The sequence below is a fragment of the Lysinibacillus contaminans genome, from assembly GCF_001278945.1.
In the GTDB taxonomy this organism is placed as follows: Bacteria; Bacillota; Bacilli; order Bacillales_A; family Planococcaceae; genus Lysinibacillus; species Lysinibacillus contaminans.
Genome location: NZ_LGRV01000003.1, coordinates 354,138 through 379,411, shown reverse-complemented (window position 1 = coordinate 379,411; position 25,274 = coordinate 354,138). Strand labels below are relative to the sequence as shown.

Below are 25,274 nucleotides of genomic sequence, written 5' to 3'. Positions count from 1 at the left end.
CTCGATAGAAATATATCTAAATCTTATTCAGTAATTTTAGCGTTTTCCACTAAAAGCTCAACTGTTTTTTGAATTTTGATATCATTTTCAAGAACTGCAGTTCCGCCTAAAGCAGAAGTGATTTGTTCTTTAGTCATGTTAAATTGCGCAGCCATTTTTTCTAATTCAGCGTCGATGTCTGCTTCAGTAGCTTCAATTTTCTCAGCTTCAGCAATTGCTTCAAGTGTTAGAGAAACACGTACGCGGTTCTCTGCTTCTTCTTTCATTTGTCCACGTAAGTCTTCTTCTGTTTGACCAGAGAATTGGAAGTATAACTCAAGGTTCATACCTTGTGATTGTAAACGTTGACCAAACTCTTGTAACATACGGTCAGTTTCAGTTTGGATCATACCAGCTGGTACTTCAAATTCTGCGTTTTCAGCAGCTTTTTCAACTAATTCGTCGCGAAGTGTAGCATCTGATTCTGCTTGTTTTTGTGCAGCAGTTTGTTCTTTGATTTTAGCACGTAAAGCATCAACACCGTCTACTTCTGGGTCGATTTCTTTCGCGAACTCGTCGTTTAATTCTGGAAGAACTTTTGTTTTTACTTCTTTTACAGTTACTTTAAAAGTAGCTTCTTTACCAGCTAATTCTTCAGCGTGGTATTCTTCTGGGAAAGTAACAACTACGTCTTTAGCTTCGCCAGCTTTAGCACCTACAAGTTGTTCTTCGAAACCAGGGATGAATGAACCTGAACCGATTTCTAGTGCGTAATCTTCGCCTTTACCGCCTTCGAATGGCTCTTCACCTACGAAACCTTCGAAATCGATAACAGCAGTATCGCCAGTAACGATTGCTTCATCTTCTTTAATTTCAAGTTCAGCTTTTTTTGCTAATTGAGCTTGAATTTGCTCTTCTACTTCTTCATCAGTTACTTCAACTGGAAGCTTCGCTACTTCGATTCCTTTGTAGATACCAAGTTTTGGTTCTGGTTTTACAGTAACTTGTGCTGTAAATGAGAAATCTTTGCCATGTGCGAAGTTTTCTGTACCAGAAATTTCTGGGTAATCTACAGGTGCAATACCAGTTTCGTCGATTGCTTTAGCGTAAGAATCTGGAACGATGATTTCTAGTGCGTCTTGATATAATGCTTCGATTCCGAAACGTTGTTCGAACATTTTACGAGGCATTTTCCCTTTACGGAAACCTGGTACGTTAATTTCTTTTACAACTTTCTTGAATGCTTGTTCCATTGCTGCGTCTACTTCTGTAGCTGGTACTTCAATTGTAAGAGTACCGATATTTCCTTCTTGTTTTTCCCATTTTGCTGACATGTATAAAAACCTCCAAATATTCGAATTCACCTCGGCCTATTTGCATACAAAATTTGAAGCGTGCTAGGGTCTGACAACTCAGGTCATTTAGCCTTTGTACTTGCCGCATAAATGCAACATATTTAGGCTAATTACCTCCTAACTATTCAAAAATCTATGACATCTGCCAGAGGCTTTACTTTTACTCAGCAAGTGCTCTTCACACTTCTGAATGTAACTTCCCACTTACATTTGTCTTACTACGTATAATATAGTATTAGACTCTGTAAAAAAAAGTTTAATTTCAATGTTAGACAATTCATTCGTAACTACGATTTTGACAACCACTTTAGTATATCATAGATGCGCATAGTTTCAACTTTTTTCACACATCTTGCAGTTCTGATAGCTTTTCAAGCATTTGCAAAAAGTCCATAATTTCATAGTCCATTTCCTGTACTTTACCTAGCATCGATTGCACGAAATCAATATAACTATAAGCGATATCATCGGTTTCAAATGGCAACCACTCAAATGGATAAGTGACGATTGCATGCTTTGCCATTAGATATTGTACCATCTCAAGTGTCGTTGGGTCTTGTTCTAATTTGTTTTCTACAATTTTTTTCACTTGAGCATATTGTGGCAATTGAGTAGGTAATTGTAAATGCGCGGGGTTTACCTTTTTAGCGCGCTCGAATTTCGTCACATTAACTTCAATAGATACCTCTTGCTCCACAAGTAAAATTAACGCTAAACTTCGGACGAAAGGATGGATGTTTTCACATTCAATAATTTCTTTTAACTCTTGTTTTAGTTGACGTATATTCGTATCAATAAGGCGATGCAGGCGCAACGCTTGTTCATTTGGCTTTAATTCACTAAATGTAGTTATGTCAAATTCATGTTCTTCAATCAGCGCCTGTACCTCTTCTTTTTGTTGAAGATTTTTAGCGACCTCCATATTTAATTCCTTAAGACGTTCAAATTTTTCAAGTTGCGCAGGAGGCAATGCATTTTCTTCTATTAAAGCATCAATCAGTGCTTCGACTTGATGATATTCCTTAAGTTGCATACAAACGGTAATATATAACTCCATCACTTCTACATACAATGAAGTGCCCATTGCAAGTAATTGCGCGCAAACATCCTTAGCCTTTTCATATGCTTTAAGTTCATATAAGGCATATGCATAAGCACTTAACGTAGCTTCATCACCTTCTTCATATAAAAAAGCTTTTTCGAAACATTCTACCGCTTTCTCATATTGGTACTCTTCCGCAAAATGATGACCTTCTTTAATTAACTTTTGCGCTGCCCCAGGAAAAACAATAATATTATCATACTTAATAATTGGTCGTTTATGATTAACCATTCTTCTCACCTCCACCTCTAAATTCTTACTAGTATGCATCATTCAATAGTTTACAAAACCCAAATAATGTTTATCTTTCTTTATTTTCCAATTTTTTATATACATATTTTATGACAAAGCGTATTATATAATAAAAATCCCCATTAAGACAAAAATGAATAAATCCTTTTCCATTTAATAAGTTGTAGTCTTACTAGGGAAATTAGTTCCTTTAAGGAGTGAAAAACTTGCAATTAATGGATATAGTTAAAGAATTCGATAGTCGTATCTCTCCTAAGTTTCAAACACTACCTATAAAAATTTCCTGTTTTTCAACTGCAAAAGACGACCACACCGAGTACTCAATTGATTTCGACTTTTTTACAAATACCAAGATTAATACGTATACCAAAGAAGCGATCACGTATATTACAAATATTCAAGGCGAGATTCCTGGTTCTATTGCCATCGGACATCGAGACGCGGAATTACTGATTGTCCCTCAATCTGTCCAAATAGAATGTAGCTACAAGCTTTTAAGCGTCGATATTAACGATATGAAACAAATATTACAACATCCACAGCCTATACTTCATTACAGCGAATGGGTAATTGACGCTATTAAACATGCCAATATACTTGTGGATTTAAAAACAAATAAAAACTCAACTACTGAATGGCCATTAGGGATTAAGTCCGCAGTCTTTCTATAAGTAGCGTCTTAACATACTTTTCAAAGAAGTATGTCTTTTTTATTTTAATGAAAAAGATTCAGCTAATAAACGGGTACCATTTACTCTCGATTCTACCGTTGGATAAAACGACAACACCATCACTTCATCTACTCCTGCCTCTACTGTAACACGCTCTAGCTGTTCGGCAATTTGCACAGGCGTTCCAAAGAGCATTGCGTTTTTCATGCGTGTTGCTGCATGTTCCTCTGCTAATGTAAATGTGTGCGCATGCGCTTCCTCAAGCGTAGGAAAATTCCCAATCGGTGTTCCAGAAAAAATACGTGCCCAAAATAACTGAGCAGGTCGAGCCAAGTAATGTGCCTCTTCCTCCGTCTCAGCAGTAATAATACTAATCGAATAAATCCCATGTGGTGCGGCAAACCAATTCGATGGTTGGAACGTTTCTTTGTAGTGACGTAACGTTGAAACCGCTATATCAGGTGCCATATGTGCCGCGAATGCAAAGCCCAGCCCTTTATTGGCCGCGAATTGTACACCACCATTACTAGAACCGAGCATAAAAATATTCGGCAGCTCCGATGAAGGTGAAAAATTAATCCGTGCAAATGGATGCTCAGGTGGAAAATCTCTTTGGAAATAATGTAGCAGCTCATCCAAATTTTCAGGAAAATCATATTGATATACTGCTTCTCTCGAACGTCTTAAAGCGAGTGCAGTCAAACCATCAGTTCCTGGCGCCCGTCCGATTCCTAAATCAATACGTCCAGGGTGCATCGCGGCAAGTAACGCAAAGTCCTCTGCTACTTTTAATGGGCTATGATTTGGCAACATGATGCCCCCCGCTCCAACACGGATTGTTTTCGTATGAGCCGCTGCATGGGCAATCAAAAGAGCCGGAGATGGACTAATTTGATTGCCCGCATTATGATGCTCCGCAAACCAATAACGTGTATAACCTAACTCTTCTGCTAATTGTACAAAACGAACTGTATGTGCAAGTGCTTCAGTCGCTGTTTGGTCTTGTAGCATCATACCAATATCTAATATTGATAATTTAATTCTCCCCATTGTTCATCATCCCTACTCATGTATTTATCCCCTTATCATATCAATTTTCTATCTTTTCTGGAATTCAAGAACACTATATTATTCTCGCTTTCCACATAAGAGTAACCAAAAATACACTTAACAACGCTATAATGAAACAAGATACTTACTGTTGGAGGCTTTGACATGGAACTAAAAGAAACATTACAGTCATTTTCAACAATGACATTCGCTGCTCGTCAAGCACTTCTCCTTGAAGATGGCGAAACACTTTTACAGCAAATGCTTACGCATATCGGTTCAACCGACGCTGAATTGCGTGATCATCTCATTTACCGAACATTTATCACTTTACTTAGCGATAATATGTTACAAGCACATCAACTGCAATTTTTATTTGAGACAGCAATTGGTGATGAATTTTTATATTCACAAATCGGTGAAGAACATACGGATAGCGTTTTTACACGCTCATTCTCAGCCTTACTTGTTGCAGGTATCCTCGCAAAAGATGCAGAGCTACTAGTTTTAGAGGATGAAGGGCTAAGTATTTTCTTTAAAAAAATCGGTCGTTATTTACTATTAGAAAAAGATACACGTGGTCACGTCGAAGGAAAAGGCTGGGCACATAGCATTGCACATGGTGCAGATTTAGCAAAAGTGACTATTGAACATCCAAAATTCGACTTACAATATGCACCTTCGATCCTGCATGCACTTAAATTAGCAACTTGGAAAGATAGTGTTTATGTCAACGACGAAGAGGAACGCTTAGCGAATATAGTTGAAGCATTACTTAATTGCGGCTACTCGGAAGATGCATTGATAGAATGGGTGGAGCAAGTTTTCGATAAATTTGAAATGCATTTACTAACACAAGGTTATAATGATAGTTTTTTCAGTGGGCGAACATGTACGCTAAACGTTATGAAAACTCTATATTTTGCCTTAAAAATGAATAATCAAGCTCCTAAGCTCCAATCTGCTATATACGGACAAATAGCCAAATGGTTAAAGCTTGGTGCTTAACTAAGCACATAATTTTCTACAAAGAGTATCCAGATAAATTGGGTACTCTTTTATTATTCTACTAAAATAAAAAATACCTATATTTGTATAATAATGAAATAATATAATTATATCTCCATAATTAATTTTATCGACCAAAAACCACCATGGATATCATTCCTTTAATAGGAATATCACCCTCTTTTATCTATAAATATGTGTTTTCACTTACTCCTTTTCATAAAACATATCAACTATTCCGAATCTAAATTCCTTATAAATCAACGATAATATTACAAAATAGCGTCTAAAATGTGAACTGTTATTTTTCTTTCGAAATTTATTTACTTAGTTAAACATCATAAACTTAGTGTTTTCAACGTTTTCACAGTGTTTAATGGACCAATCCTTAAAATCCCAATTACAAAATAGTAATTTTCGTTCAAAAAATGTTCATAATCAAAGGCATAGATTTGATAATTATATAACAAAATAATGTCTTTTCCGTATGACGGGGCGTATAATCCAATTTGCAAACACCGACAAGCCTATAGTCATTGGGTAAGAATTAATTACCAATTCATACTCACTGACATGCTAGATTATGGGTCGACATCGATAATTCACCCTATATACTCGTCTGCTTTGCCAATACATGCATTGACCAATCAAATAAAGATTTTTCATTTCCTATTGAAAATGCATTGTAATTTCTATTCTATTTGATTGGGACATTAGATTAAAAGAGGTGAGTACAACCCTACTATTCGTAATTTTTTTTAAAGCAAATCCATACACACCTATGAATTTTAGGAATTGCCGCTTTATAGAGAGGAGTCAAACATGAACAAAAAAACGAGCTTAATGTTTTTAGCTTTCGCAGTCCTTGCAATTCTTAGTGGTTGTGAGCCATTAACAGTCTTTGATTCAAAAGGACCACATGCTGAAACATTATCAAACACAATCATTTTATCCATTATTACAATGGCATTCATCTTACTTATCGTGTACGCGCTTTTAGCATTTATGCTGACAAAATATCGCGCTTCGAAAACTCCTGATGATTATGAGCCACCACACGAAGAAGGTAGTATGGCACTTGAAATTACATGGACAGTTATTCCGATTATTATTGTAACGGTCTTAGCATTCATTACTGTGAAAACAACCACTTCTGTTGAAACAACACCTGAGGGGTATGACAACACAGAACCACTTGTGATTTATGCATCATCTTCAAACTGGAAATGGCACTTTAGTTATCCAGAAGAGGGCATTGAAACAGTAAACTATGTAAATCTTCCTACAGATCGTCCAATTGAATTCAAGTTATATTCATACGGGCCAATTACAAGTTTCTGGATTCCACAATTGAATGGTCAAAAATATGCCATGAGTGACATGGTTAATACGATTCATATGGCTGCTGACGAAATTGGTTCTTTCATGGGTCGTAACTCGAACTTCAGCGGTCGTGGCTTCGCACAAATGGAATTTGAAGCTCAAACTATGACGCAAGAAGACTTCGCCGAATGGGTTGCTGATGTAAAAGCAAATGAAGAACCACTAACAGAAGAAAAATTCGAAGAACTTTTAGCGGCTGAACACGTTGGTCGTTCAAGTTACTCATCTACTCACTTAGAGTTTAGTCCTCCTCCAATGGAACATTCTGAAATGGATATGACAGATGAGGAAATGGATCACTCTAATATGGACCACACAACTGATTCACAAGAAGAATCAAAAGAAACACATGCACACTAAAATTCAAACCCGAAAGGAGCGCATCCTATGAGTATGGAAGAAATATTCCATCCAATGCAAGAGCCAATGATTTTAATGGCTGCTATTAGTATTGTAGTTGGTGCAATTGTTGTTGTAGCTGGCCTTACGTATTTTAAAAAATGGGGCTATTTCTACAAAAACTGGCTATCTACAGTTGACCATAAAAAAATCGGTATTATGTATATCGCCGTAGCGCTTTTAATGCTATTCCGCGGTGGTGTCGATGCACTATTAATGCGTGCACAAACAGCTGTTCCAAATAACGGACTTCTTGATGCACAGCATTACAACGAAATTTTCACAACACATGGTTTAGTCATGATTTTATTTATGGCGATGCCTTTCGTTATCGGTTTAATGAACATCGTTATTCCATTACAAATTGGTGCACGCGATGTTGCCTTCCCACGTCTGAATGCAATTAGCTTCTGGTTATTTGCAGCAGGTTGTGGCTTACTGAACCTATCATTTATCGTAGGTGGTTCTCCAGATGCAGGTTGGACTGCTTACTTCCCACTGGCAAGTACAGAATTTAGTCCAACTGTCGGAAACAACTACTATTCTTTAGCACTACAATTATCAGGGCTTGGTACGTTAATGACGGGTGTTAACTTCATCACTACGATCATTAAAATGCGTGCTCCTGGTATGAAGCTAATGAAAATGCCAATGTTTACTTGGTCTATTTTAATCACAAACGTTATTATCGTATTTGCTTTCCCAGTATTAACTGTAGCACTTGCACTAATGATGTTAGACCGTCAATTTGGTACACAATTCTTTACAATGGCTAATGGTGGTATGGATATGCTTTGGGCCAACCTGTTCTGGGTTTGGGGACATCCTGAGGTTTATATCGTTATCCTTCCTGCATTCGGTATTTTCTCAGAAATCATTGCGACATTTGCCCGTAAAAACTTATACGGTTACAAATCAATGGTCATGAGTATGGTTGTCATTTCTTTACTGTCATTCTTAGTATGGGCCCACCATTTCTATACAATGGGTCACGGGGTTATGGTCAACGGCGTCTTCTCTATTACAACAATGGCGATTGCTGTACCGACCGGGGTTAAGATGTTTAACTGGCTACTCACAATGAGGCACGGTAAGATATCATTCACCACTCCAATGCTTTATGCACTTGGCTTTATTCCAATCTTCACAATTGGTGGGGTTACAGGGGTAATGCTTGCAATGGCAAGTGCCGACTATCAATATCATAATACGATGTTCTTAGTTGCCCACTTCCACTATGTATTAATTCCAGGTACAGTATTCGGTGTACTTGCAGGTTACCACTTCTGGTGGCCAAAAATGTTTGGTTTCCGCTTGAATGAAAAATTAGGTAAGTTAGGTTTCTGGTTAATCGCTATTAGCTTTAACGTTACATTCTTCCCGTTATTTATCCTAGGTTTAGACGGTTACGCTCGTCGTATGTACACGTACTCAGAATCAACAGGTTACGGTCCACTTAATATGCTATCGTTCATCGGTGCACTTGGACTTGCTGCTGGTTTCCTAGTTATCGTTTATAACATTTTCTACAGCTGGAAAAATATGCCACGCAACGAAAAAGCAGATGTTTGGGATGGTCGCTCATTAGAATGGGCTACTCACTCTCCAGTACCAGAATATAACTTCGCGGTAGTACCAACTGTTACGCAATTAGATGAATTCTGGTTTGCTAAAAAAGAAGGTCGTGACATCACGGCTGGTAAATTTGAAAAAATTCATATGCCAAATAACTCTGCTGCACCATTCTGGATGAGCGGATTCTTCTTCTTAGCTGCATTCTTTGCAGTATTTAGTGCTTGGATTCCAGCAATCATCAGTTTACTTGGTGTATTTGGATTCATGATTGCTCGTTCATTTGAAAAAGATCATGGTCGCTATATTTCAGTTGAGGAAATTATGGAAACTGAAAAACGTTTGAGAGGTGACAAATAATATGAAAATTGATTCTTCACTTCCATTAGAATATAGTACAGAGGAAAATCGCCTAAAAATCTTCGGATTCTGGATTTTCCTAGGCGCAGAAATCATGTTATTCGCCACACTTTTCACTGTGTATTTCGTCCTTGCTAACCGTACAGGTAATGGCCCTACTGGTTCAGAAATATTTGAATTAACACCTGTTTTATTTGAAACATTCTTGTTATTAACAAGTAGTTTCACAATCGGTCTTGGTATTCACGCAATGCGCCTTGGCAATAAAAAAGCGATGATGACATTCTTCATCACTACACTTGTATTAGGTCTTGGTTTCTTAGGTATTGAGATTTTCGAGTTCATCACTTATGTACATGAAGGCGCAACAATTACAACAAGCGCATTCTTATCTGCTTTAATGACTTTACTTGGTACACATGGTGCCCACGTAACTTTCGGTTTATTCTGGGGTATTGCGATTTTAATTCAAGTTGCAAAACGTGGCTTAAACGCACAAACAACGAACAAAGCGTTTATCTTCTCACTGTACTGGCACTTCCTAGACGTTGTTTGGATTTTCATCTTCAGCTTCGTCTATCTGAAAGGACTGATTAGCTGATGAAGGAATTATTCCCAAAACAACATGTGATGGGCTTCGGCTTCTCACTATTACTAACAATCGTAGCACTATCTGTAGTGACATTAGATATGTCCTATAACATTGCATTTACTATTCTGCTAGTTACAGCTCTTGCACAAGCAACTGTCCAATTAGTATTATTCATGCACATTGGTGAATCTGAAGATAAAAAAACGTTATATACATCTATTTTATATGCAGTATTCGTAGGTGTCATAACAATCATTGGTTCATTATTAACAATGATTTGGGGTTATCAATAATATTAAAAAAGCCGAGAAAATGGTCATCATTTTCTCGGCTTTTTCTTTTTCTTAAAACATTTAACATCGTCCCGACACATTGACACCTTATAATTTAAGAGAATACATAATGAAAGGAGGCTTTATCGATGACATCAAACGTCAATTTGTGGATGAACATTCCTAACCTTTACACAAGCTCATCATCAACAGGCACGAACTCGACAACGACTAGTGACTTTGTTTCTTATTTACTGAACGCAACGGCTTCAACAGACAATAATAGTACAACAGCAAACAGTATTGAAGCATCACTATCCGAGTTATCTTATGGACAAAACACAGCATCACATAGCAACTTGTATGGTAATTTGACTGACACATCTACTTCTACTACACAAACAACATCAACAATGTCCGATTACTTACAAACCATTTTCCAAGCGCAACAGTTAAAATCATTAACAACTGCGAAGGAAAAATTGCAAACCGAGATGATAAACTTCGCTGCAACTGTTGATGAAAATATCTCTCTTGCTGACCAGCAAAAGATAGAAAAAATGAAAAATAACATTTCAACATTGAGTGACTATTTAACAACCAAGACAAGCACAATTTCAAGTGAAAATAACTTGCTGTCTTCCTTTACAAGTAGTACTTCACCCAACAGTACATTGCTTTCTACCTTGTCAGCATCGTCTGCACTTTCACAATATTTACTATCAAAAAACGAGGTCTAACTAAAGATTAAGCTTGGTTAGATATCTACTTTACAAACAACTATGTTGTAAATTCGTAAAAAGCCAGCTTCCGATGGACATTCGGAAACTGGCTATACTTATTTACCGCACAACTGGAAAACAGATTTGACTACCACTTTATTTTGAAACATAGTCTTGCATCCTTATCACTGGTTCATTTTTTAGCAAGTTCACAAACTTCAAATTTTCATTAAGATAGGGAATGAAGAAACATGCACTTATTCGACTTTTTAATTATTACGTAGTTGTGAGGGTAATAGCCCATAATGCTTTTTAAATAATCTACTAAAATATTTTGTATCATTATAGCCAATTGTTTCAGAAATCGCATACACTTTCATATTCGTAGATTGCAATAAGTTTAGTGCTTTTTCCATTCGCTTTTTGGTTACATAATCTAGCACCGTGATGCCCGTTTTCCGTTTGAAATATTCGCTAAAGTACGTAGGATTCATAAATACTTGTGCTGCGATTTTTTCAATTGTTATTACTTCACCTAAATGGTCTTGAATCCACTGCGTCGCCAATTCTATAGAAATATTTTTAACATTGGTTTGACTTGCCGTACCATTTTTCAATACAGTAGCTTTAATTTTATTTAAGCACTTTTTCATTTCTTGGCGATCTACTGGCTTCAATAAGTAGTCCATAGCGCCCTCTCGCATTGCACTTTGAATAAATTCAAAATCATCATATCCACTTACGACTACCGAACGATAACTTTTCCCTGTCATTTCATTAAGGCGTGCTAATAATTCTAAACCACTCATAACTGGCATTTTCATGTCTGTAAACAATACATCAAAGTGTAAATTACGGGCTTCAATGTCTTGCAAGCATTCCAAACCGTTCATATACGTACCTACAACTTCCCATTCATCTCCATTATTTAACACTAACCTCTCTATTCCTTGTCTTATACGACTTTCATCATCAACAATAACGACTTTAATGTTCCCATTCATTTTGTTGATCACTTCCCCCGTCTATCGGAATTTTAAGTATAATTTTTGTGCCTATGCCCAACAAGCTGTTAATTTCCAATCGATATTCACTACCATAATGCAGCACAAGGCGACCATTGACATTCGTCAATCCAAAACTATCATCCTTGTTAATAATATGTTCTGATACTAGTTGTTGTTCCAAAAATGTTAAACGATTTTGCTCCATGCCTATTCCATTATCTTCTACGACAATTATCATAAGTCCTTTTTCACTTGTCACATTAATTTGTATTTTCAAAACCTGTCCTACTATAAAGGCATGTTCCAATGCATTTTCTATTAAGGGCTGTAACAAAAACTTAGGAAGTATTTTATCTTTCAAAATGGGATCGACTTGTATCATATAGGTTAAAGATTCTTCAAAACGAGCCTTCTGAATCATCAAATAATCATCCGCATGGCGCAACTCCTTTTGCAACGGTACTAATTGATCTTTATTACCAAGTGAATAACGTAACATTCGTCCTAAATTAGTAACCATATCTACAACAAGCTCTTGCTCTCCCCCCTCTACCATAAAGGCGATATTCTCTAATGTGTTATACATGAAATGTGGGTTAATTTGTGATTGTAACGCATATAATTCTGCTTCTTTTTGCTTTAATTCAATTTCGTATTTTTCATCTATCAGCTCTTCAATTTCATGCAACATTTTCGTAAATGCCTTGGATAATGTCCCTACTTCGTTATTGTATTTATCTGGCAAATAAATATCAAAATTACCTTTTTCTGCTTTTTTCATTTCTTTTACGAGTCTTTGAATTGGTTTGGCTACCCCCCATGCCAATAAAATGGAGCTGAAAATTGCTAACGAAATAATCGCAATAAATGAAATGACCGTTAAATTTTTCACCAAATCCGCTTCCTCTGTTAAATGCTCGACCGGTATGGAATGTAGAAATGTCCAGCGATTATGAACACTTTGTGCACCGCTATATAATATAGAATCCGATTGAAAGCTACCATTCAAAATTGGATATTGCTTCATTTCTTTATCAATTGTCCCGATTAGCCTGGCGTTAGAATGATATATAATGTATTGCTTACTATCAACCATCCACATATTTGCTTCATCCTGCTCATCCACTGTACTGAGCGTCTTTTGCATAAATTCCAGATCTAATGCTACAAAAAGTGTGCCTAAATTATTTCTGTTTTCATAATCAATAATTTGCTTAACGAGGAGCACATATGGCTTATCCCCATTAAATTGGATTGCGGTTTCATGTGGAAAAAAAATCTGCTCTTCAGTCGGCAATATATAAGACTGTCCATAGAAGCCGATTTTGTCTTTCGTAGAGTAACCAGATGTATACGTCAATCTCGTATATTCAAATAGACGATTATTGGATGCTATAAATGCACCAATAATGTATTCCCGACTCCCTTCCATAAAAGCCCCTGCGAGATAGTTTTCTACTTTATGTATGTCCTGCCGCATACTCGAAACATTTTGGTAAGAAGGATTGCGTAATATCGTCATGACATCTGTCTGGCTGTAGAGTTGACTCATTTCATCATAATATTGGTCAATTTGTCGCTCTAAATTATTATTTGCTTGATTGAGTAGCCTAGGTACATACATACCAACCTGACGCTCCACCGACAATACATATTGGCTGTAAGCAATATAACCTAATAGCGCTGTTGGTAATATCGTAATAACAATATAGGAAATTAGTAATTTATTGCGTAAGCTAAAATTTCGAAATCGCCATCGATTAAAATTCATATTGATCTACATTCTCCTTTGTAAAATCAATAGGCTCACCCATGATAATGCGCCTTTGTTGCTCTTCAAAGCGAATCGCACCCACACGCTGAATAACATCATTATCTGTAATCGGCTTATTTGTCAGTAAATACTGTGTTAAAGCAATCGTTAAATAACCTAGTTTTTTGGGGCTCCATAATGTTGCTACTTGCGCAGAACCATCATGTAAATAAGAGCGCATTAGATTTGGCGTCGATAAACCAACAACCGCAACTTCCCCAACTTTCTGTGTATCTTTCACAGCCTGTGCCGCAGCGGGTGGTCCTACAGAAGAATTTCCTATAATCCCCTTTAAAGATGGGTAATTTGCTAATAATGTTTTGGCTACTGCATATGCTTTTTGTGGATCATCATTTGTAGATACGACTTCTACTAGTTTCATATTTGGATAATATTCCTTCCACTGAGTTTGAATCCATTTGACCCATTCATTATGATTATTCGCAGAAAAGGAACCAGTCATAATCGCAAATTCACCGACTTCATTTGTTTGCAATGCTAGTTGATCCATTAAATGCCTACCCAAGTTTTCAGCATCTACCATATCCACAAACAAATCTCTTGTAGACATTTCAGCATCCGCATCCCAAGTAACTACCTTAATGCCCTTTTCTCGCGCACGTTGTAGTACAGGCGACAAACTTTTACTATCTATAACTGAAACTGCAATCGCATCAACTTCTTTTTGAATTGCTTTTTCTACAATTTGCATCTGGATTTCAGCCTTTGCCTCAGTGGGCACATCATAAATAAGTTCAATATCAAATTGCTTTGCCGCTTCTAGCACACCTTCATAAACAGATTCAAAATAAGGGATATTACCGACTTTAGGAATGTAAGCGATACGGAAATGTTTTTTTATCTCCTGTTCTTTCAATGTCTGCTCTTCTTCCACCTTCTTAGCCTCATACAATATAGTGTAGCTTTCTTTTGGCGCACAGCTACTGATCATACATATGGCTAGTAGCAGAAGTATCCAATATTGTTTTCGCATAATAATCCCCCACTTAATTTGCGGATTTTCCAACCAAATATGATGGTACGCAAGCGTTGTTGCACCATCGCGCTTTTTAAATAATTCAATGAAATTGGCTAACATCCTATACTCCTACCATACTTTCAATACTACCTACTCAACTCATCATGGTAGTCTTATTAAACCGACATGACTGAATGTTCAGAAAATTTATTTGATTTATAAATAGTTTACAATATTAATTGTAAAGGGGACAATTACTTTGAAGAGAAACAATTATGCAAAGCCGCGAATCGGCCTATACTCTACAGGCCTTGAAGCTTATTGGACACAATTTGAAGGCTTGCACGAACGCTTACTTACTTATAATGCGTTTATTGCCCATCCATCAACGTTTCCAGGCACAAGTGATCCTTTTAAATTTACAACCTAGCCCTCAGCTCAACTATGCACTAACAAATACTGGGGAATGGCTAGCCAATTGTGGTGCTTGTCCTATCCCGAATTTACGACTGCCCTACATAGTGCAAACATTCGTTATGAAATCGTTAACGGTCTATTAGGTCAAACGCAATCCCGATGCATATTTTGACGCTTTGTTTAAAGAAGCACCGACACATCATTGCGCCATGTCAATTGGGCATAATGCCTCGATTTTTGTGAAAATGGCGAAGCTTTTAGGTAATGAACAAGTTGTCATCTAATATGAAATGCAGGAAGAAAGCATTCTTTTCTTCCTGCATTATTTTATATAGCTTTTAATTTCGAATGAGTAACTCATTTTTTTCATACAACTCTACTTGTTCCAACCAGGCTTCACCTACTGGTACATTCATTTGCTGGCAGTAATAATCCCAAACTGCACCAAAAGGATATGTTTTAAATTCCTCTAATAGTGCTAATCTTGCGGTATAATTGCCCTCGTCCTGGTAGCGTTTCAGTAAATCATGAGGCATTAATAGCGCATACAATAGTGCCTTCACCATATTTCTTGTGCCCATTGTCCATGCTGCAATTCGGTTAATGCTTGCATCAAAGAAATCAAGCCCTATCTTCACTTTATCTATAGCATCATTGCGAATAATTTCAATTGCAATTTCCTTTAATTCATCATCCAAAATAACGACATGATCACTATCCCATCGCACTGGTCTTGAAACATGAAGTGCAACCACGTCGGAAAATAATAGCATGGAGGAAATCTTATTAGACACGGTTTCTGTCGGATGATAATGGCCTGTATCCATTAAATAAATCTTATTGTTTTTCAGCGCATAGCCCATATAAAACTCATGCGAACCAACTACATAAGATTCTGATCCAATACCAAACACTTTACTTTCTACAGCATCCAATACATGCGACTGATTTAATGTCTCCTTATAGATCGCATCTAATGACTCCTTCAAACGTTTTCTTGGTGTTAATCGATCTGATGGAATATCTTTAAAGCCATCTGGAATCCAAATATTCATTAATGAAGGGGTACCTAGTTCCTCTCCAAAATAGGCAGCTATTTTACGGCTTTTTTTACAATGTTCAATCCAAAACTGGCGAATTTCTTCTTTTGGATGTGCTAAAGTTAGTCCATTCTGTGCTTTCGGATGTGAAAATAATGTTGGGTTAAAATCTAAGCCAATGTTCATTTTTTTTGCCCAATCTACCCAATTTTTAAAATGTGCTGGTTTCAATTCATCACGATCGACCGCTTCCCCATTTGTTTCGGCATACAATGCATGTAAATTTACTCGGTGATGCCCCGGTATGAGCGATAAAGCTTGCTCCAAATCAGCACGGAGTTCCTTTGGTGAACGAGCTTTCCCCGGATAATTCCCGGTTACATCAATACCACCTGATAATTCACTTTTATTGACCTCAAAACCGCCAATATCATCACCTTGCCAACAATGTATGGAAATCGGTATTTCTTTTAAAGTAGTCATTGCTTGCTCTACATCGATCGACCATTTTGCGTATTTTTCTTTTGCATAAGCATACATTTGTTCTACGGTCATTTCTCTCCATCTCCTTTTTAACGATGTCTAGGCTAAATAAAATACTGGCTTTAATGACACGGCAACTGGACTGTTATCCTCGTTTGTTTTCATTAACGGCGCCATATATTCCCACCATTTTCTACAAATAGCTGTATCACTTATTGCCGCCCATTTTTCTGTATCTTCAATTTCTACATAAGCAAATAAATATCCGTTTTGTTCGTCTAAAAAGATCGAATAATTATGTGCACCATGGGATTTTAACGTTTGTTGCATTTCGTCCCATAGCTCGTCATGCCTTTTTTTATATTCTTCATAGAATTCCTTATATACAAACATCCTGGTTGCTAGTCGTATCATGCAGGCCTCTGCCCCTTTTCCATAATCTGCTTGAATCGTGCTAATATATCCGTCCTAGACACTTCAACCGGCTCGAAAACTTGTACAGGGAAAGAATGAAAAACTAATTGTCTTCCTTCTTGCAGTGATTGAACCTTGTTAACAGCCATCAATTGCAACAAAATATTTCCTATTGCTGTCGCCTCAGCAGGTCCAGCAAAGACAGTACGTTTACTCATATTCGCAGTCATTTGATTGAGCAAATGATTTTTTGAACCGCCACCAACAATATAAAGCGTATCAATGGACGCTCGCGTCATATATTGCAATTGCTCAATTGCCATTGCATAAATAATCGATAAATTCGAAAACACACATGCAGCAAGCTCCCCTATTGTTTGGGGCACTATTTGCATTGTTTCCTCGCAGTATCGCTGAATTTCTATAATCATATTTGAAGGCTTTAAAAAACGGAATTCATTAAAGTTAATAAATTGTAAGTATGGCTCTACTTCAGCGGCCTCCTGTAGCACTTGCTCCAATTCATAGTTTTCATTACTATTACGCAATACTTCCTGTAAAATCCACATACCCATTATGTTTATTAAAAAGCGATAGGTCCCGAAAACGCCCCACTCATTTGTATAATTTTCTCGATAAGCAGTAGGCGTGATAATCGGGGCCATTTTTTCTACACCTAACAGCGACCATGTACCACTACTCAAATAAGCCCAATTTTCTGTAATACTAGGTGTTCCTGCAATGGCTGACGCCGTATCATGGGAAGCTACTGCGATAACGGTACATCTCGGCAAATCAAACGCCTTAAATTGTTCATATTGGAGCTCTCCTATTACTTGCCCAGGGTCTATAAACGGGGCAAATTGTTCTGCCTTTACACCAATCAGCGTCAACAACTCATCGTCAAACACACCCTCTGTCACATTAAAAAGCTGCATCGTCGAGGCATTTGTTCTCTCTAATACAGCCATCCCTGTTAATCGATAGGCTAAATAATCGGGAATGAGTAAAATATATTTTGCCTTTTCAAGTAGCGCTGGCTTTTCTACTGACAATTGAAATAGCGTATTAAAACTTTGCAACTGAATACCTGTTTTCTCATAAATGGCTTGCATAGAAATATGTTCGGCCATTTTCACCATTGCATTTTCTGTGCGCTGATCTCTATAACAAAACGCTTCTTGTATACGCTCGCCATGCTGGTCTATTAACACGTAATCGACTGCCCAAGTATCTATGCCGATTGTAATATTTTCATAGCCTAGCTTTTTCACTTTTTCTAGCCCTTTTAAGATTTCCATCAGCAACTTGTCGACATTCCATTGTGCTTGCCCATCACTTAGCGTAAAGCTATTTGAAAAGCGATGAATTTCTTGTATTGAAAGCTTGTCGCCATTCAAGTCCCCAAGTACCAATCTTCCACTTGAAGCACCAATATCGATTGCAATATGAGTCATGAAAATCATCCCTCCGCTTTAACGTGTAAACGCTGCAGGCACACCACCATCGACCGTTAACATACAGCCAGTCGTTTTTTCCGCCTTCGATGAAGCAAAGAATGCAATGGCCTCTGCGATATCTGCTGGAAAAATATTCACAAGCAACGTTGTTCGTTTTTTGTAATGCTCCTCTAATTCATTTGGTTCAATATTATAAGCTGCCGCTCTTTCCTCACGCCATCTTGACCCCCAAATAGCAGAACCCTGTAAAACAGCATCAGGTAACACCGAATTCACACGAATGCCGTATTCCCCACCTTCAGTGGCAATACAACGTGCTAAATGCGTTTCTAATGCTTTGACAGAACTATAAGCTGCTGCATTTTTCCCAGCATATATAGAATTTTTCGAACCAACAAATACCATGGAACCCCCGTTTGCTTGTATTTTCATTTGCTTAAATGCTTCACGTGCTACTAAAAAATACCCTGTTCCAAGAACATCCAAATTAAGCTGCCATTCCTGTAACGTTGTATCCTCAAAAGGGCTTGAAGTGGCTAAACCGGCATTATTGACAACAATATCTACTCCACCAAATGCTAAAGCTGTCTGTTCAAATGCTTTTTTTACTAGCTCTTCGTTCGTCACATCCATTTGCAGTGCAATGGCCCGTAGTTCTCCGGCTTGCTCATTGATATCAGTAGCTACCTTTTGAGCACCCTCTAAATTTAAATCCGCAAGCACGACATGTGCACCTTCTGCTACAAACCGACGGGCAGTCGCACTGCCAATACCACCTGCTCCACCTGTTATAAATGCGACTTTCCGAGAAAACTCAGCTTCCTTTGGCGCTAGCGTAAGTTTATATAATTCAAGTGGCCAATATTCTACATTAAAAGATTCATTTTCATTTAACGATACGAAATTGCTAACTAAAGTCGTCCCTTTCATCACTGCAATTGCGCGGTGATACAGCGCACTACTAACTTGTGCACTCGCTTTACTCTTTCCAGTTGTCACCATACCAACACCAGGGATTAAAATAACTCGCGGGGCAGCTGCGAACATGACGTCCCCTTCATTTTTATTACGCTCAAAATAAGTTTCGTACTCGACTTTATAGTTCCTAATGCCTTGTTGCAGGAGTTGTTGAAGTTGCTGAACATCACCAGCATTTGCATCCCAATCTATAAATAATGGCTTCATTTTCGTATGCACTAGATGGTCTGGGCAAGCTGCACCAATTTGTGAGACAGTTTTCGCTGCTACGCTATTCACAAATTCTAAAATATCCGTAGAATCATCATAATCTAAAATCATTTGTTGCTCTTTACTCACTTCCCCGCGTATAAGGGGCATAATTGCGGCTGTAAGCTGATGGCGTTGTTCCTTGTCTTTAACACTGAATTTTTCTCCTCCAAAAGGGGACACAGTTTGTGCGTTTTTAATATATTGCTCCGCTTTATTAATCATACGAATGGTTTGTGTATACGCTTGTTCTGAAGTGTCTCCCCATGTAACAAGTCCATGCTTTTCCATTAGTACAAGCTCTGCATGAGGATTTGCAGCGACACCTTGTGCAATCATTTTCGATAGTTCAAATCCTGGGCGAACGTACGGTACCCATACAAAACGGTCACCATAAATTTTTTCTGCAAGCTTTTGGCCGTTATGCGCACAGCAAATGCTAATAATCGCATCAGGGTGAGTATGATCTACATGTCTATACGGTAAAAATGCATGTAATAACGTTTCAATTGACATACGAGGATGCTTGGCATCAATCATACAGTGCGTTAAATAATCGACCATTTCTTCATCCGTCATATACGCTCGTTCCATTAATGGACGAATATCTTCAAGCTTCAAGCCAGTAAAATTTTCCGCTTCCATTGTCGCTAAATCTGAACCGCTTCCTTTTACCCACATCACTTCAATATCCTGACCACGAAAATCTCTTTCCATCGTTTTCATTGACGTATTACCACCGCCCCAATTACAGACAGCTCTGTCTGAACCAATAATATTTGAACGATAGACAAGCTCCTGTAAGCCCGTTAGATTTTCTGCTTTTTCATTTGACCATGCACTTTGCACCATTTCAATTCCTCCCAATAAGTACTACTTGCAATTAAAAAGTCCTCAGCCCACAAGCGGACTGAGGACTTTTTCTAAATTAGTAAACCTCTTTCCATTCAGCAATATTGCCTTTATCAAATTTGAATGGTTCACCTAGCATAATTTGTGTGCCATCACCATCTTCAACGACCACTTTTTCTCCCGTACGCCCTGCTTCAAATTTATCGCCAACTTCACCTGTAATTTCACCATTTACAAGTTCTACAGCTGTATAACCAGCAGCATAGCCAACATCAATTGGGTTCCATAAATACATCCACGGGCAAACACCATTTTCAATATAAGACGCCATTTCACTAGGTAAACCTAGTCCAGTTAAGGCGACTTTGCCTGCTAAATTTTTATCTGTTAATACCTTACCTGCTGCTGCAATACCAACTGTAGTTGGCGCAATGATACCTTTTAAATCTGGGTATGTTTTCAATAGTGCTTCCGTTTCAGATACCGATTTATCACGTAAATCATCACCGTACGCAATTTTCACTAATTCGAGACCTTTGTATTCATCTTTTTCAAGCTCTTTTTGCATGTACTCAATCCATAAGTTTTGGTTCGTCGCTTGTGAAGTAGCACTTAAAACAGCAATTTGACCTTTACCACCAATCATTTCTGAAATGGCTTCAATTTGTATACGACCAATTGCTTCTGGATCCGCTTGGTTTACGTGTGTAGTACGACTTTTTGCGTTTACTGCTGAATCCGTAGATAATACTTTAATGCCTGAATCCATTGCCTTTTTCAACGCTGGTTGTAGTGCATCTGGATCATTTCCTGATAACGTAATTGAATCTACTTTTTGAGTGATTAACTGCTCAATAATTTGAATTTGTGCTTCAGCAGTTGGCTGATCGGGTGCACGTAAAATCGCTTCGCCCCCTGATTCCTTAATCGCCTCTTCAAAGCCTTGCATCATTTTTTCGCCATAAGGATTTCCTGTGTTTTTGAAGATAAATGCATGCTTCAGTGGTTCGCCGTTAACATCTTCTTTTTCAGCTTTTTCTGTATCTGTATTCTTAGTAGTTCCACTTGTATTCCCTTGCGTACAGCCCGCTAAAATACTTAAAAACAATGCAGACATTACTAATAACATTAAAAACTTTTTCATCCTAACACCCCTTAAATGTTTTTAATATATTTGTCTATCCTTATTACTATGATTTACGTAAATCTTTTATCTTTGGCACAACGACTGCAAATAACAGTAGTGCACCAATAACAATCATTAAAGTTTGGGATGGAATATTAATGAGCCCGAGTCCATACTGCAAGTAGCCCACGATGAAAATTGCGATAACAGTCCCTATTAATCTACCTTTTCCGCCAGCGGTACTGATACCCCCTAATGCAGCCATTGCGATCACATCTAATTCATAAGCATTCGCAATATTTGGTCGTGTACTCCCCATACGTGAGGCTAAAAATACAGCTGTCACAGCAGCCATCAATCCTGCAAGCGTATAAACTATTAACTTCGTTTTCTTAACATTAACGCCGGAAAATTTACTCGTCACATCATTATGACCAATTGCAAATACCTTACGACCAAATGTTGTTTTATGCAGCAATAGACCAAATGCGATAGCAATACCAACGAAAACAATTAGTATAAAGGGGACACCATACACATAGCCCCATCCAAAGAAGCCAAACCACTCAGGGAAATTACCAGATGCTTGATCTTCCAAAATAATATAAGCAATTCCTCTATATAAAATCATGGTAGCTAGCGTCACAATAACTGCAGAGAGTTCTGGAAACTTGGTGATTAAGAAACCATTAAATAAGCCACATAATGCACCTACTACTAAACATACGACAATTGCCGCCTCCATTGGTAAGCCAAACACATTGTAAGCTGTAGCCATCCCCACCGAGGATAACGCCACTGTAGACCCTACTGAAATATCAATCTCTTTCATAATCATAATAAATGCCATCGGAAATACGATAAACGACTTATCTAAGAAAACCATAGTGGCATCACGTAAGCTCGTTATATTCAAGAAGTAAGGTGATAACATCGTATTCATCACAAGTACACCTACGAAAATCAGCACTAGTAGCCATTCCCACTGTAAAAATACATGCTTTGCAGTAAGTGGTCTATGCGCTTCTAAGCGTCTATGTACATAAGATTCTTCTATTTTAGATGTCATCCTTACACCCTCCTCCGCAATAAGTTATTTTGCTCCACGCCACGTTTAACCATTACATTTAGTAATATTGCCGCTAAAATAATGCACCCTTCAATCCCCTTTTGCCAAAACGGGGACACATTTAATAATGGAAGGGCATTATTTAAAATCCCAATAAGCATTGCTCCTAAAATCACACCACTTAACTTCCCTGCACCACCAGCAATACTAACACCGCCTAAAATACACGCTGCGATGACACTTAGTTCAAAGCCAGTTGCTGTATCACCTTGTGCAGAAGCAAATTTCGATACCCAAAGCACACCTGATAAGCCAGCTAATCCACCCATAACAGTATAAACAAGTAAAAATATTTTCTTTTCACTTACACCTGTAACTTTTGCAGATTCAGGATTACTACCAACTGCATAAATTTGACGACCTGTTCGTGTGTGTCCAATAAAATAAAAAGCTACAATATAAACGATGATGACGATAACTACAAGCGAATTTATACCCAATATTTTACTCGTAGCAATCCCTACAAAGTTCTCAGGCATTTGATAAGAGCTAATCCATTTCCCATCACTCACCATGTAAGTCATACCTCTGTAAATATTCATCATCGCTAAGGTGGCGATAATCGGTAGTACACCTAAAAAAGAAACTAAGCCCCCAATGACTAATCCGCACACTATTCCGATACCAATCCCCATTAAAATGGCCACTAGTGGGGAAGTTTGTGGATGATTACTTACAAACTGAGCAACAACCATCCCAGAGAGCGCTAATGTTGCACCAATCGATAAGTCAATACCTCGTGTAACGAGGACAAGCATCATACCAACTGCTAATATAAGTAAAATAGCTGTATTCGTCATCATATCGGTCATGTTTTCAATCGTTAAAAAGCTACTATTCCGCATTTGCACCGCGATCATTAACATGATAATAAATGCTAACAACCCAATTTCTCGAAACTGTCCAATTTTAGCAAGCTTCGATTCTTTCTTTTCCACATTCACCGGTAAAGTTGAATCAATCATATTGGTTGACATACATCTTCACCTCCTGGTTGCACTTCTCCCATTGCAGCAGCAAGTATGCTTTCTTGTGATACCTCATGTGCGTCGATTATTTTCACAAGTCTGCCTTCACGCATAACAGCAACGCGATCACTCAAACCAATGACTTCAGGCATTTCTGAAGAAACCAAAATGACACTATAGCCTTCATTCGCTAATTCATTGATGATTTTGTAAATAGCCGCCTTCGCTCCAATATCTACACCCTTCGTTGGTTCATCTAGAATGATGACATCCAAGTCCGTTGTTAGTAGCTTAGCAACCGAGATTTTCTGTTGGTTGCCACCAGATAACGAACTCACAAGATCGAATACACTTAACGCTTTCACATGTAATTTCTCAGCAATTTCTTTTGCCTTAAGTGACTCTCTTTTCTCATTAAGCCAGCCTTTTGTAGAATAATTTTCAAGCGTTGGTAACGTGATATTTCGTCCGATACCCCACTGTAAAATCAGTCCGGATTTTTGACGGTCCTCAGGTAAGTAACCTACACCTTTTTGCATAGCATCTTTTGGATTTTTGAATTTTTCTTTTTGACCGTGGAGATAAATGAAACCGTTATCATATTTTTCAATACCTGCTAATGTTTCACAAAGCTCTGTACGACCTGCACCTACAAGACCTGTTAAACCTAAAATCTCGCCTTTGTGTAACGAAAATGAAATATCTGCAAAGTAACCAATCTTTCGCAAATTTTCAACCCGGAAAACTTCCTCACCAATGGTGTGCTCTTTTTTCGGGAATATTTGATTGATTTCTCGTCCTACCATAGCAATGATTAGATTTTTATTTGTAATATCATCCACAGCCCAACAACCGATATAATTCGCATCCCTTAGTACAGTGACTTTTGATGCTAATCTATACATATCTTCAAAACGATGAGAAATGAAAATAATAGCTGTTCCTTGATCACGTAGTTTCTCAGCGATACGGTAGAGTTCTTCACTTTCACGAGTCGTCAGGGCTGCGGTTGGTTCATCCATAATAATAATTCGAGCATTCGTGGAGATAGCCTTTGCAATTTCAACAATTTGCTGCTGTGCGACACTCAAAGTACCCATTTCTTGTTTCGGATTGATAGCTGAGCCTAACGAGCGCAGGATCCCCTTTGCCTCATCATGCATCTCTTTCCATAAAATCCGTTTTGTTTTTGGGCTTATTTTTTCATGACCCATAAATATATTTTCTGTCACATTTAAGTCTGGATAATTCGTAGCATGCTGATAAATGGCGGCAATCCCTTTGGCTTTTGCTTCGTTAGGATTTGAAAAAGTAATAGGTCTGCCATCTAGCAATATCTCGCCCGCATCTGCCTTATGGACACCCGTTATCACTTTGATGAAGGTCGACTTTCCAGCACCATTCTCACCCATCAACGCATGAATTTGCCCTTTTTCTAAAACAAATGAAACATTATTTAATGCTGTCACACCCGGAAATGTTTTTGTTATATTTTTTAATTCCATTACAATTTCCCCCATAATTTTTACACACCACCTTCTTTAACAATATTCTATATTTTCTGAATATTTATTGAAAGGCGTTATTTATTGGAATTAGGGGGTCATTCTTCGGTAGTTATTTCATGGCTCCAAATAGTAAT

At 37.8% G+C, this 25,274-nt stretch carries 22 protein-coding genes; 8 read left to right on the top strand and 14 right to left on the bottom strand.

The annotated features are described in order from the left end of the window. Positions 1 to 23: 23 nt before the first annotated feature. Together tig and AEA09_RS04205 are read right to left on the bottom strand one after the other, a co-directional pair. Positions 24 to 1,313, bottom strand: a complete 1,290-nt coding sequence (gene tig / locus AEA09_RS04210) for a trigger factor (protein WP_053582650.1) — start codon at positions 1,311 to 1,313, stop codon at positions 24 to 26. 364 nt (positions 1,314 to 1,677) lie between these two features. Continuing rightward, positions 1,678 to 2,667 carry a CDC27 family protein gene (locus AEA09_RS04205; protein WP_053582649.1) on the bottom strand — a complete coding sequence of 330 codons (990 nt, stop codon included), beginning with the start codon at positions 2,665 to 2,667 and terminating at the stop codon, positions 1,678 to 1,680. Positions 2,668 to 2,903: 236 nt separating this feature from the next. Between AEA09_RS04205 and AEA09_RS04200 the strand changes: the two genes are divergently transcribed. Continuing rightward, positions 2,904 to 3,359, top strand: a complete 456-nt coding sequence (locus tag AEA09_RS04200; RefSeq protein WP_245622852.1) for a hypothetical protein — start codon at positions 2,904 to 2,906, stop codon at positions 3,357 to 3,359. A 39-nt stretch (positions 3,360 to 3,398) separates the two neighbouring features. Here AEA09_RS04200 and AEA09_RS04195 read toward each other — a convergent pair whose 3' ends face one another. Continuing rightward, positions 3,399 to 4,409: an LLM class flavin-dependent oxidoreductase gene (locus AEA09_RS04195; protein WP_053582647.1), complete on the bottom strand. Its 1,011-nt coding sequence runs from the start codon at positions 4,407 to 4,409 to the stop codon at positions 3,399 to 3,401. 165 nt (positions 4,410 to 4,574) lie between these two features. Between AEA09_RS04195 and AEA09_RS04190 the strand changes: the two genes are divergently transcribed. The 6 genes from AEA09_RS04190 (at position 4,575) to AEA09_RS04165 (ending at position 10,735) form a co-directional block, all read left to right on the top strand. Beyond that, positions 4,575 to 5,417, top strand: a complete 843-nt coding sequence (locus AEA09_RS04190; protein WP_053582646.1) for a DUF2785 domain-containing protein — start codon at positions 4,575 to 4,577, stop codon at positions 5,415 to 5,417. 822 nt (positions 5,418 to 6,239) lie between these two features. Next, positions 6,240 to 7,160 carry a cytochrome aa3 quinol oxidase subunit II gene (qoxA, locus tag AEA09_RS04185; protein ID WP_053582645.1) on the top strand — a complete coding sequence of 307 codons (921 nt, stop codon included), beginning with the start codon at positions 6,240 to 6,242 and terminating at the stop codon, positions 7,158 to 7,160. Between the two features lie 27 nt (positions 7,161 to 7,187). Then, positions 7,188 to 9,131: a cytochrome aa3 quinol oxidase subunit I gene (gene qoxB / locus AEA09_RS04180; RefSeq protein ID WP_053582644.1), complete on the top strand. Its 1,944-nt coding sequence runs from the start codon at positions 7,188 to 7,190 to the stop codon at positions 9,129 to 9,131. Between the two features lies 1 nt (position 9,132). Next, positions 9,133 to 9,732 carry a cytochrome aa3 quinol oxidase subunit III gene (gene qoxC / locus AEA09_RS04175; RefSeq protein ID WP_053582643.1) on the top strand — a complete coding sequence of 200 codons (600 nt, stop codon included), beginning with the start codon at positions 9,133 to 9,135 and terminating at the stop codon, positions 9,730 to 9,732. Continuing rightward, positions 9,732 to 10,016 (top strand): cytochrome aa3 quinol oxidase subunit IV, encoded by a 285-nt coding sequence (qoxD, locus tag AEA09_RS04170; RefSeq protein ID WP_053582642.1) that lies wholly within the window; start codon positions 9,732 to 9,734, stop codon positions 10,014 to 10,016. The genes qoxC and qoxD overlap by 1 nt, the downstream gene beginning before the upstream one ends. 128 nt (positions 10,017 to 10,144) lie before the next feature. Continuing rightward, positions 10,145 to 10,735 carry a hypothetical protein gene (locus AEA09_RS04165; RefSeq protein WP_053582641.1) on the top strand — a complete coding sequence of 197 codons (591 nt, stop codon included), beginning with the start codon at positions 10,145 to 10,147 and terminating at the stop codon, positions 10,733 to 10,735. Positions 10,736 to 10,986: 251 nt separating this feature from the next. Here AEA09_RS04165 and AEA09_RS04160 read toward each other — a convergent pair whose 3' ends face one another. Genes AEA09_RS04160 through AEA09_RS04150 form a run of 3 tightly spaced genes read right to left on the bottom strand, consistent with a single transcriptional unit; the run spans position 10,987 to position 14,636 of the window. Continuing rightward, positions 10,987 to 11,721: a response regulator transcription factor gene (locus tag AEA09_RS04160; RefSeq protein WP_053582640.1), complete on the bottom strand. Its 735-nt coding sequence runs from the start codon at positions 11,719 to 11,721 to the stop codon at positions 10,987 to 10,989. After that, positions 11,705 to 13,495 (bottom strand): sensor histidine kinase, encoded by a 1,791-nt coding sequence (locus AEA09_RS04155; protein ID WP_053582639.1) that lies wholly within the window; start codon positions 13,493 to 13,495, stop codon positions 11,705 to 11,707. The genes AEA09_RS04160 and AEA09_RS04155 overlap by 17 nt, the downstream gene beginning before the upstream one ends. Beyond that, the gene (locus tag AEA09_RS04150; protein WP_245622776.1) at positions 13,485 to 14,636 is read right to left on the bottom strand and encodes an autoinducer 2 ABC transporter substrate-binding protein; all 1,152 of its coding nucleotides are present in this window, start codon (positions 14,634 to 14,636) and stop codon (positions 13,485 to 13,487) included. Before AEA09_RS04150 ends, AEA09_RS04155 begins: the two co-directional genes overlap by 11 nt. Positions 14,637 to 14,775: 139 nt before the next feature. Here AEA09_RS04150 and AEA09_RS19805 point away from each other — a divergent pair, with 139 nt between their 5' ends. Beyond that, complete coding sequence (locus tag AEA09_RS19805; RefSeq protein ID WP_156312040.1) at positions 14,776 to 14,946, top strand: hypothetical protein; 171 nt, start codon at positions 14,776 to 14,778, stop codon at positions 14,944 to 14,946. Positions 14,947 to 15,271: 325 nt separating this feature from the next. On the opposite strand, the gene rhaA is transcribed toward AEA09_RS19805, so the two are convergent. The 8 genes from rhaA to AEA09_RS04110 form a co-directional block, all read right to left on the bottom strand. Further along, the gene (rhaA, locus tag AEA09_RS04145; RefSeq protein ID WP_053582638.1) at positions 15,272 to 16,528 is read right to left on the bottom strand and encodes an L-rhamnose isomerase; all 1,257 of its coding nucleotides are present in this window, start codon (positions 16,526 to 16,528) and stop codon (positions 15,272 to 15,274) included. Between the two features lie 27 nt (positions 16,529 to 16,555). Further along, on the bottom strand, positions 16,556 to 16,870 hold the full coding sequence (gene rhaM, locus AEA09_RS04140; protein WP_053582637.1) for an L-rhamnose mutarotase: 315 nt from the start codon (positions 16,868 to 16,870) through the stop codon (positions 16,556 to 16,558). Continuing rightward, on the bottom strand, positions 16,867 to 18,327 hold the full coding sequence (gene rhaB, locus AEA09_RS04135; protein WP_053582636.1) for a rhamnulokinase: 1,461 nt from the start codon (positions 18,325 to 18,327) through the stop codon (positions 16,867 to 16,869). Before rhaB ends, rhaM begins: the two co-directional genes overlap by 4 nt. 18 nt (positions 18,328 to 18,345) lie before the next feature. Further along, a complete protein-coding gene (locus AEA09_RS04130) occupies positions 18,346 to 20,409 on the bottom strand; it encodes a bifunctional rhamnulose-1-phosphate aldolase/short-chain dehydrogenase (protein WP_053582635.1) in 2,064 nt (687 codons plus the stop codon). A gap of 76 nt (positions 20,410 to 20,485) precedes the next feature. Beyond that, on the bottom strand, positions 20,486 to 21,553 hold the full coding sequence (gene rhaS, locus AEA09_RS04125; protein ID WP_053582634.1) for a rhamnose ABC transporter substrate-binding protein: 1,068 nt from the start codon (positions 21,551 to 21,553) through the stop codon (positions 20,486 to 20,488). Between the two features lie 46 nt (positions 21,554 to 21,599). Continuing rightward, the gene (locus AEA09_RS04120; RefSeq protein ID WP_053582633.1) at positions 21,600 to 22,604 is read right to left on the bottom strand and encodes an ABC transporter permease; all 1,005 of its coding nucleotides are present in this window, start codon (positions 22,602 to 22,604) and stop codon (positions 21,600 to 21,602) included. Positions 22,605 to 22,606: 2 nt separating this feature from the next. Beyond that, positions 22,607 to 23,641 (bottom strand): ABC transporter permease, encoded by a 1,035-nt coding sequence (locus AEA09_RS04115; protein ID WP_082332557.1) that lies wholly within the window; start codon positions 23,639 to 23,641, stop codon positions 22,607 to 22,609. Continuing rightward, a complete protein-coding gene (locus AEA09_RS04110; protein WP_245622775.1) occupies positions 23,626 to 25,137 on the bottom strand; it encodes a sugar ABC transporter ATP-binding protein in 1,512 nt (503 codons plus the stop codon). The genes AEA09_RS04115 and AEA09_RS04110 overlap by 16 nt, the downstream gene beginning before the upstream one ends. Between the last annotated feature and the right edge of the window lie 137 nt (positions 25,138 to 25,274).

Excerpts from the sequence above, each read along its gene's own strand:
- tig (WP_053582650.1), bottom strand. The coding sequence starts at position 1,313 with ATGTCAGCAAAATGGGAAAAACAAGAAGGAAATATCGGTACTCTTACA.
- AEA09_RS04205 (WP_053582649.1), bottom strand. The coding sequence starts at position 2,667 with ATGGTTAATCATAAACGACCAATTATTAAGTATGATAATATTATTGTT.
- AEA09_RS04200 (WP_245622852.1), top strand. The coding sequence starts at position 2,904 with ATGGATATAGTTAAAGAATTCGATAGTCGTATCTCTCCTAAGTTTCAA.
- AEA09_RS04195 (WP_053582647.1), bottom strand. The coding sequence starts at position 4,409 with ATGGGGAGAATTAAATTATCAATATTAGATATTGGTATGATGCTACAA.
- AEA09_RS04190 (WP_053582646.1), top strand. The coding sequence starts at position 4,575 with ATGGAACTAAAAGAAACATTACAGTCATTTTCAACAATGACATTCGCT.
- qoxA (WP_053582645.1), top strand. The coding sequence starts at position 6,240 with ATGAACAAAAAAACGAGCTTAATGTTTTTAGCTTTCGCAGTCCTTGCA.
- qoxB (WP_053582644.1), top strand. The coding sequence starts at position 7,188 with ATGAGTATGGAAGAAATATTCCATCCAATGCAAGAGCCAATGATTTTA.
- qoxC (WP_053582643.1), top strand. The coding sequence starts at position 9,133 with ATGAAAATTGATTCTTCACTTCCATTAGAATATAGTACAGAGGAAAAT.
- qoxD (WP_053582642.1), top strand. The coding sequence starts at position 9,732 with ATGAAGGAATTATTCCCAAAACAACATGTGATGGGCTTCGGCTTCTCA.
- AEA09_RS04165 (WP_053582641.1), top strand. The coding sequence starts at position 10,145 with ATGACATCAAACGTCAATTTGTGGATGAACATTCCTAACCTTTACACA.
- AEA09_RS04160 (WP_053582640.1), bottom strand. The coding sequence starts at position 11,721 with ATGAATGGGAACATTAAAGTCGTTATTGTTGATGATGAAAGTCGTATA.
- AEA09_RS04155 (WP_053582639.1), bottom strand. The coding sequence starts at position 13,495 with ATGAATTTTAATCGATGGCGATTTCGAAATTTTAGCTTACGCAATAAA.
- AEA09_RS04150 (WP_245622776.1), bottom strand. The coding sequence starts at position 14,636 with ATGTTAGCCAATTTCATTGAATTATTTAAAAAGCGCGATGGTGCAACA.
- rhaA (WP_053582638.1), bottom strand. The coding sequence starts at position 16,528 with ATGACCGTAGAACAAATGTATGCTTATGCAAAAGAAAAATACGCAAAA.
- rhaM (WP_053582637.1), bottom strand. The coding sequence starts at position 16,870 with ATGATACGACTAGCAACCAGGATGTTTGTATATAAGGAATTCTATGAA.
- rhaB (WP_053582636.1), bottom strand. The coding sequence starts at position 18,327 with ATGACTCATATTGCAATCGATATTGGTGCTTCAAGTGGAAGATTGGTA.
- AEA09_RS04130 (WP_053582635.1), bottom strand. The coding sequence starts at position 20,409 with ATGGTGCAAAGTGCATGGTCAAATGAAAAAGCAGAAAATCTAACGGGC.
- rhaS (WP_053582634.1), bottom strand. The coding sequence starts at position 21,553 with ATGAAAAAGTTTTTAATGTTATTAGTAATGTCTGCATTGTTTTTAAGT.
- AEA09_RS04120 (WP_053582633.1), bottom strand. The coding sequence starts at position 22,604 with ATGACATCTAAAATAGAAGAATCTTATGTACATAGACGCTTAGAAGCG.
- AEA09_RS04115 (WP_082332557.1), bottom strand. The coding sequence starts at position 23,641 with ATGTCAACCAATATGATTGATTCAACTTTACCGGTGAATGTGGAAAAG.
- AEA09_RS04110 (WP_245622775.1), bottom strand. The coding sequence starts at position 25,137 with ATGGAATTAAAAAATATAACAAAAACATTTCCGGGTGTGACAGCATTA.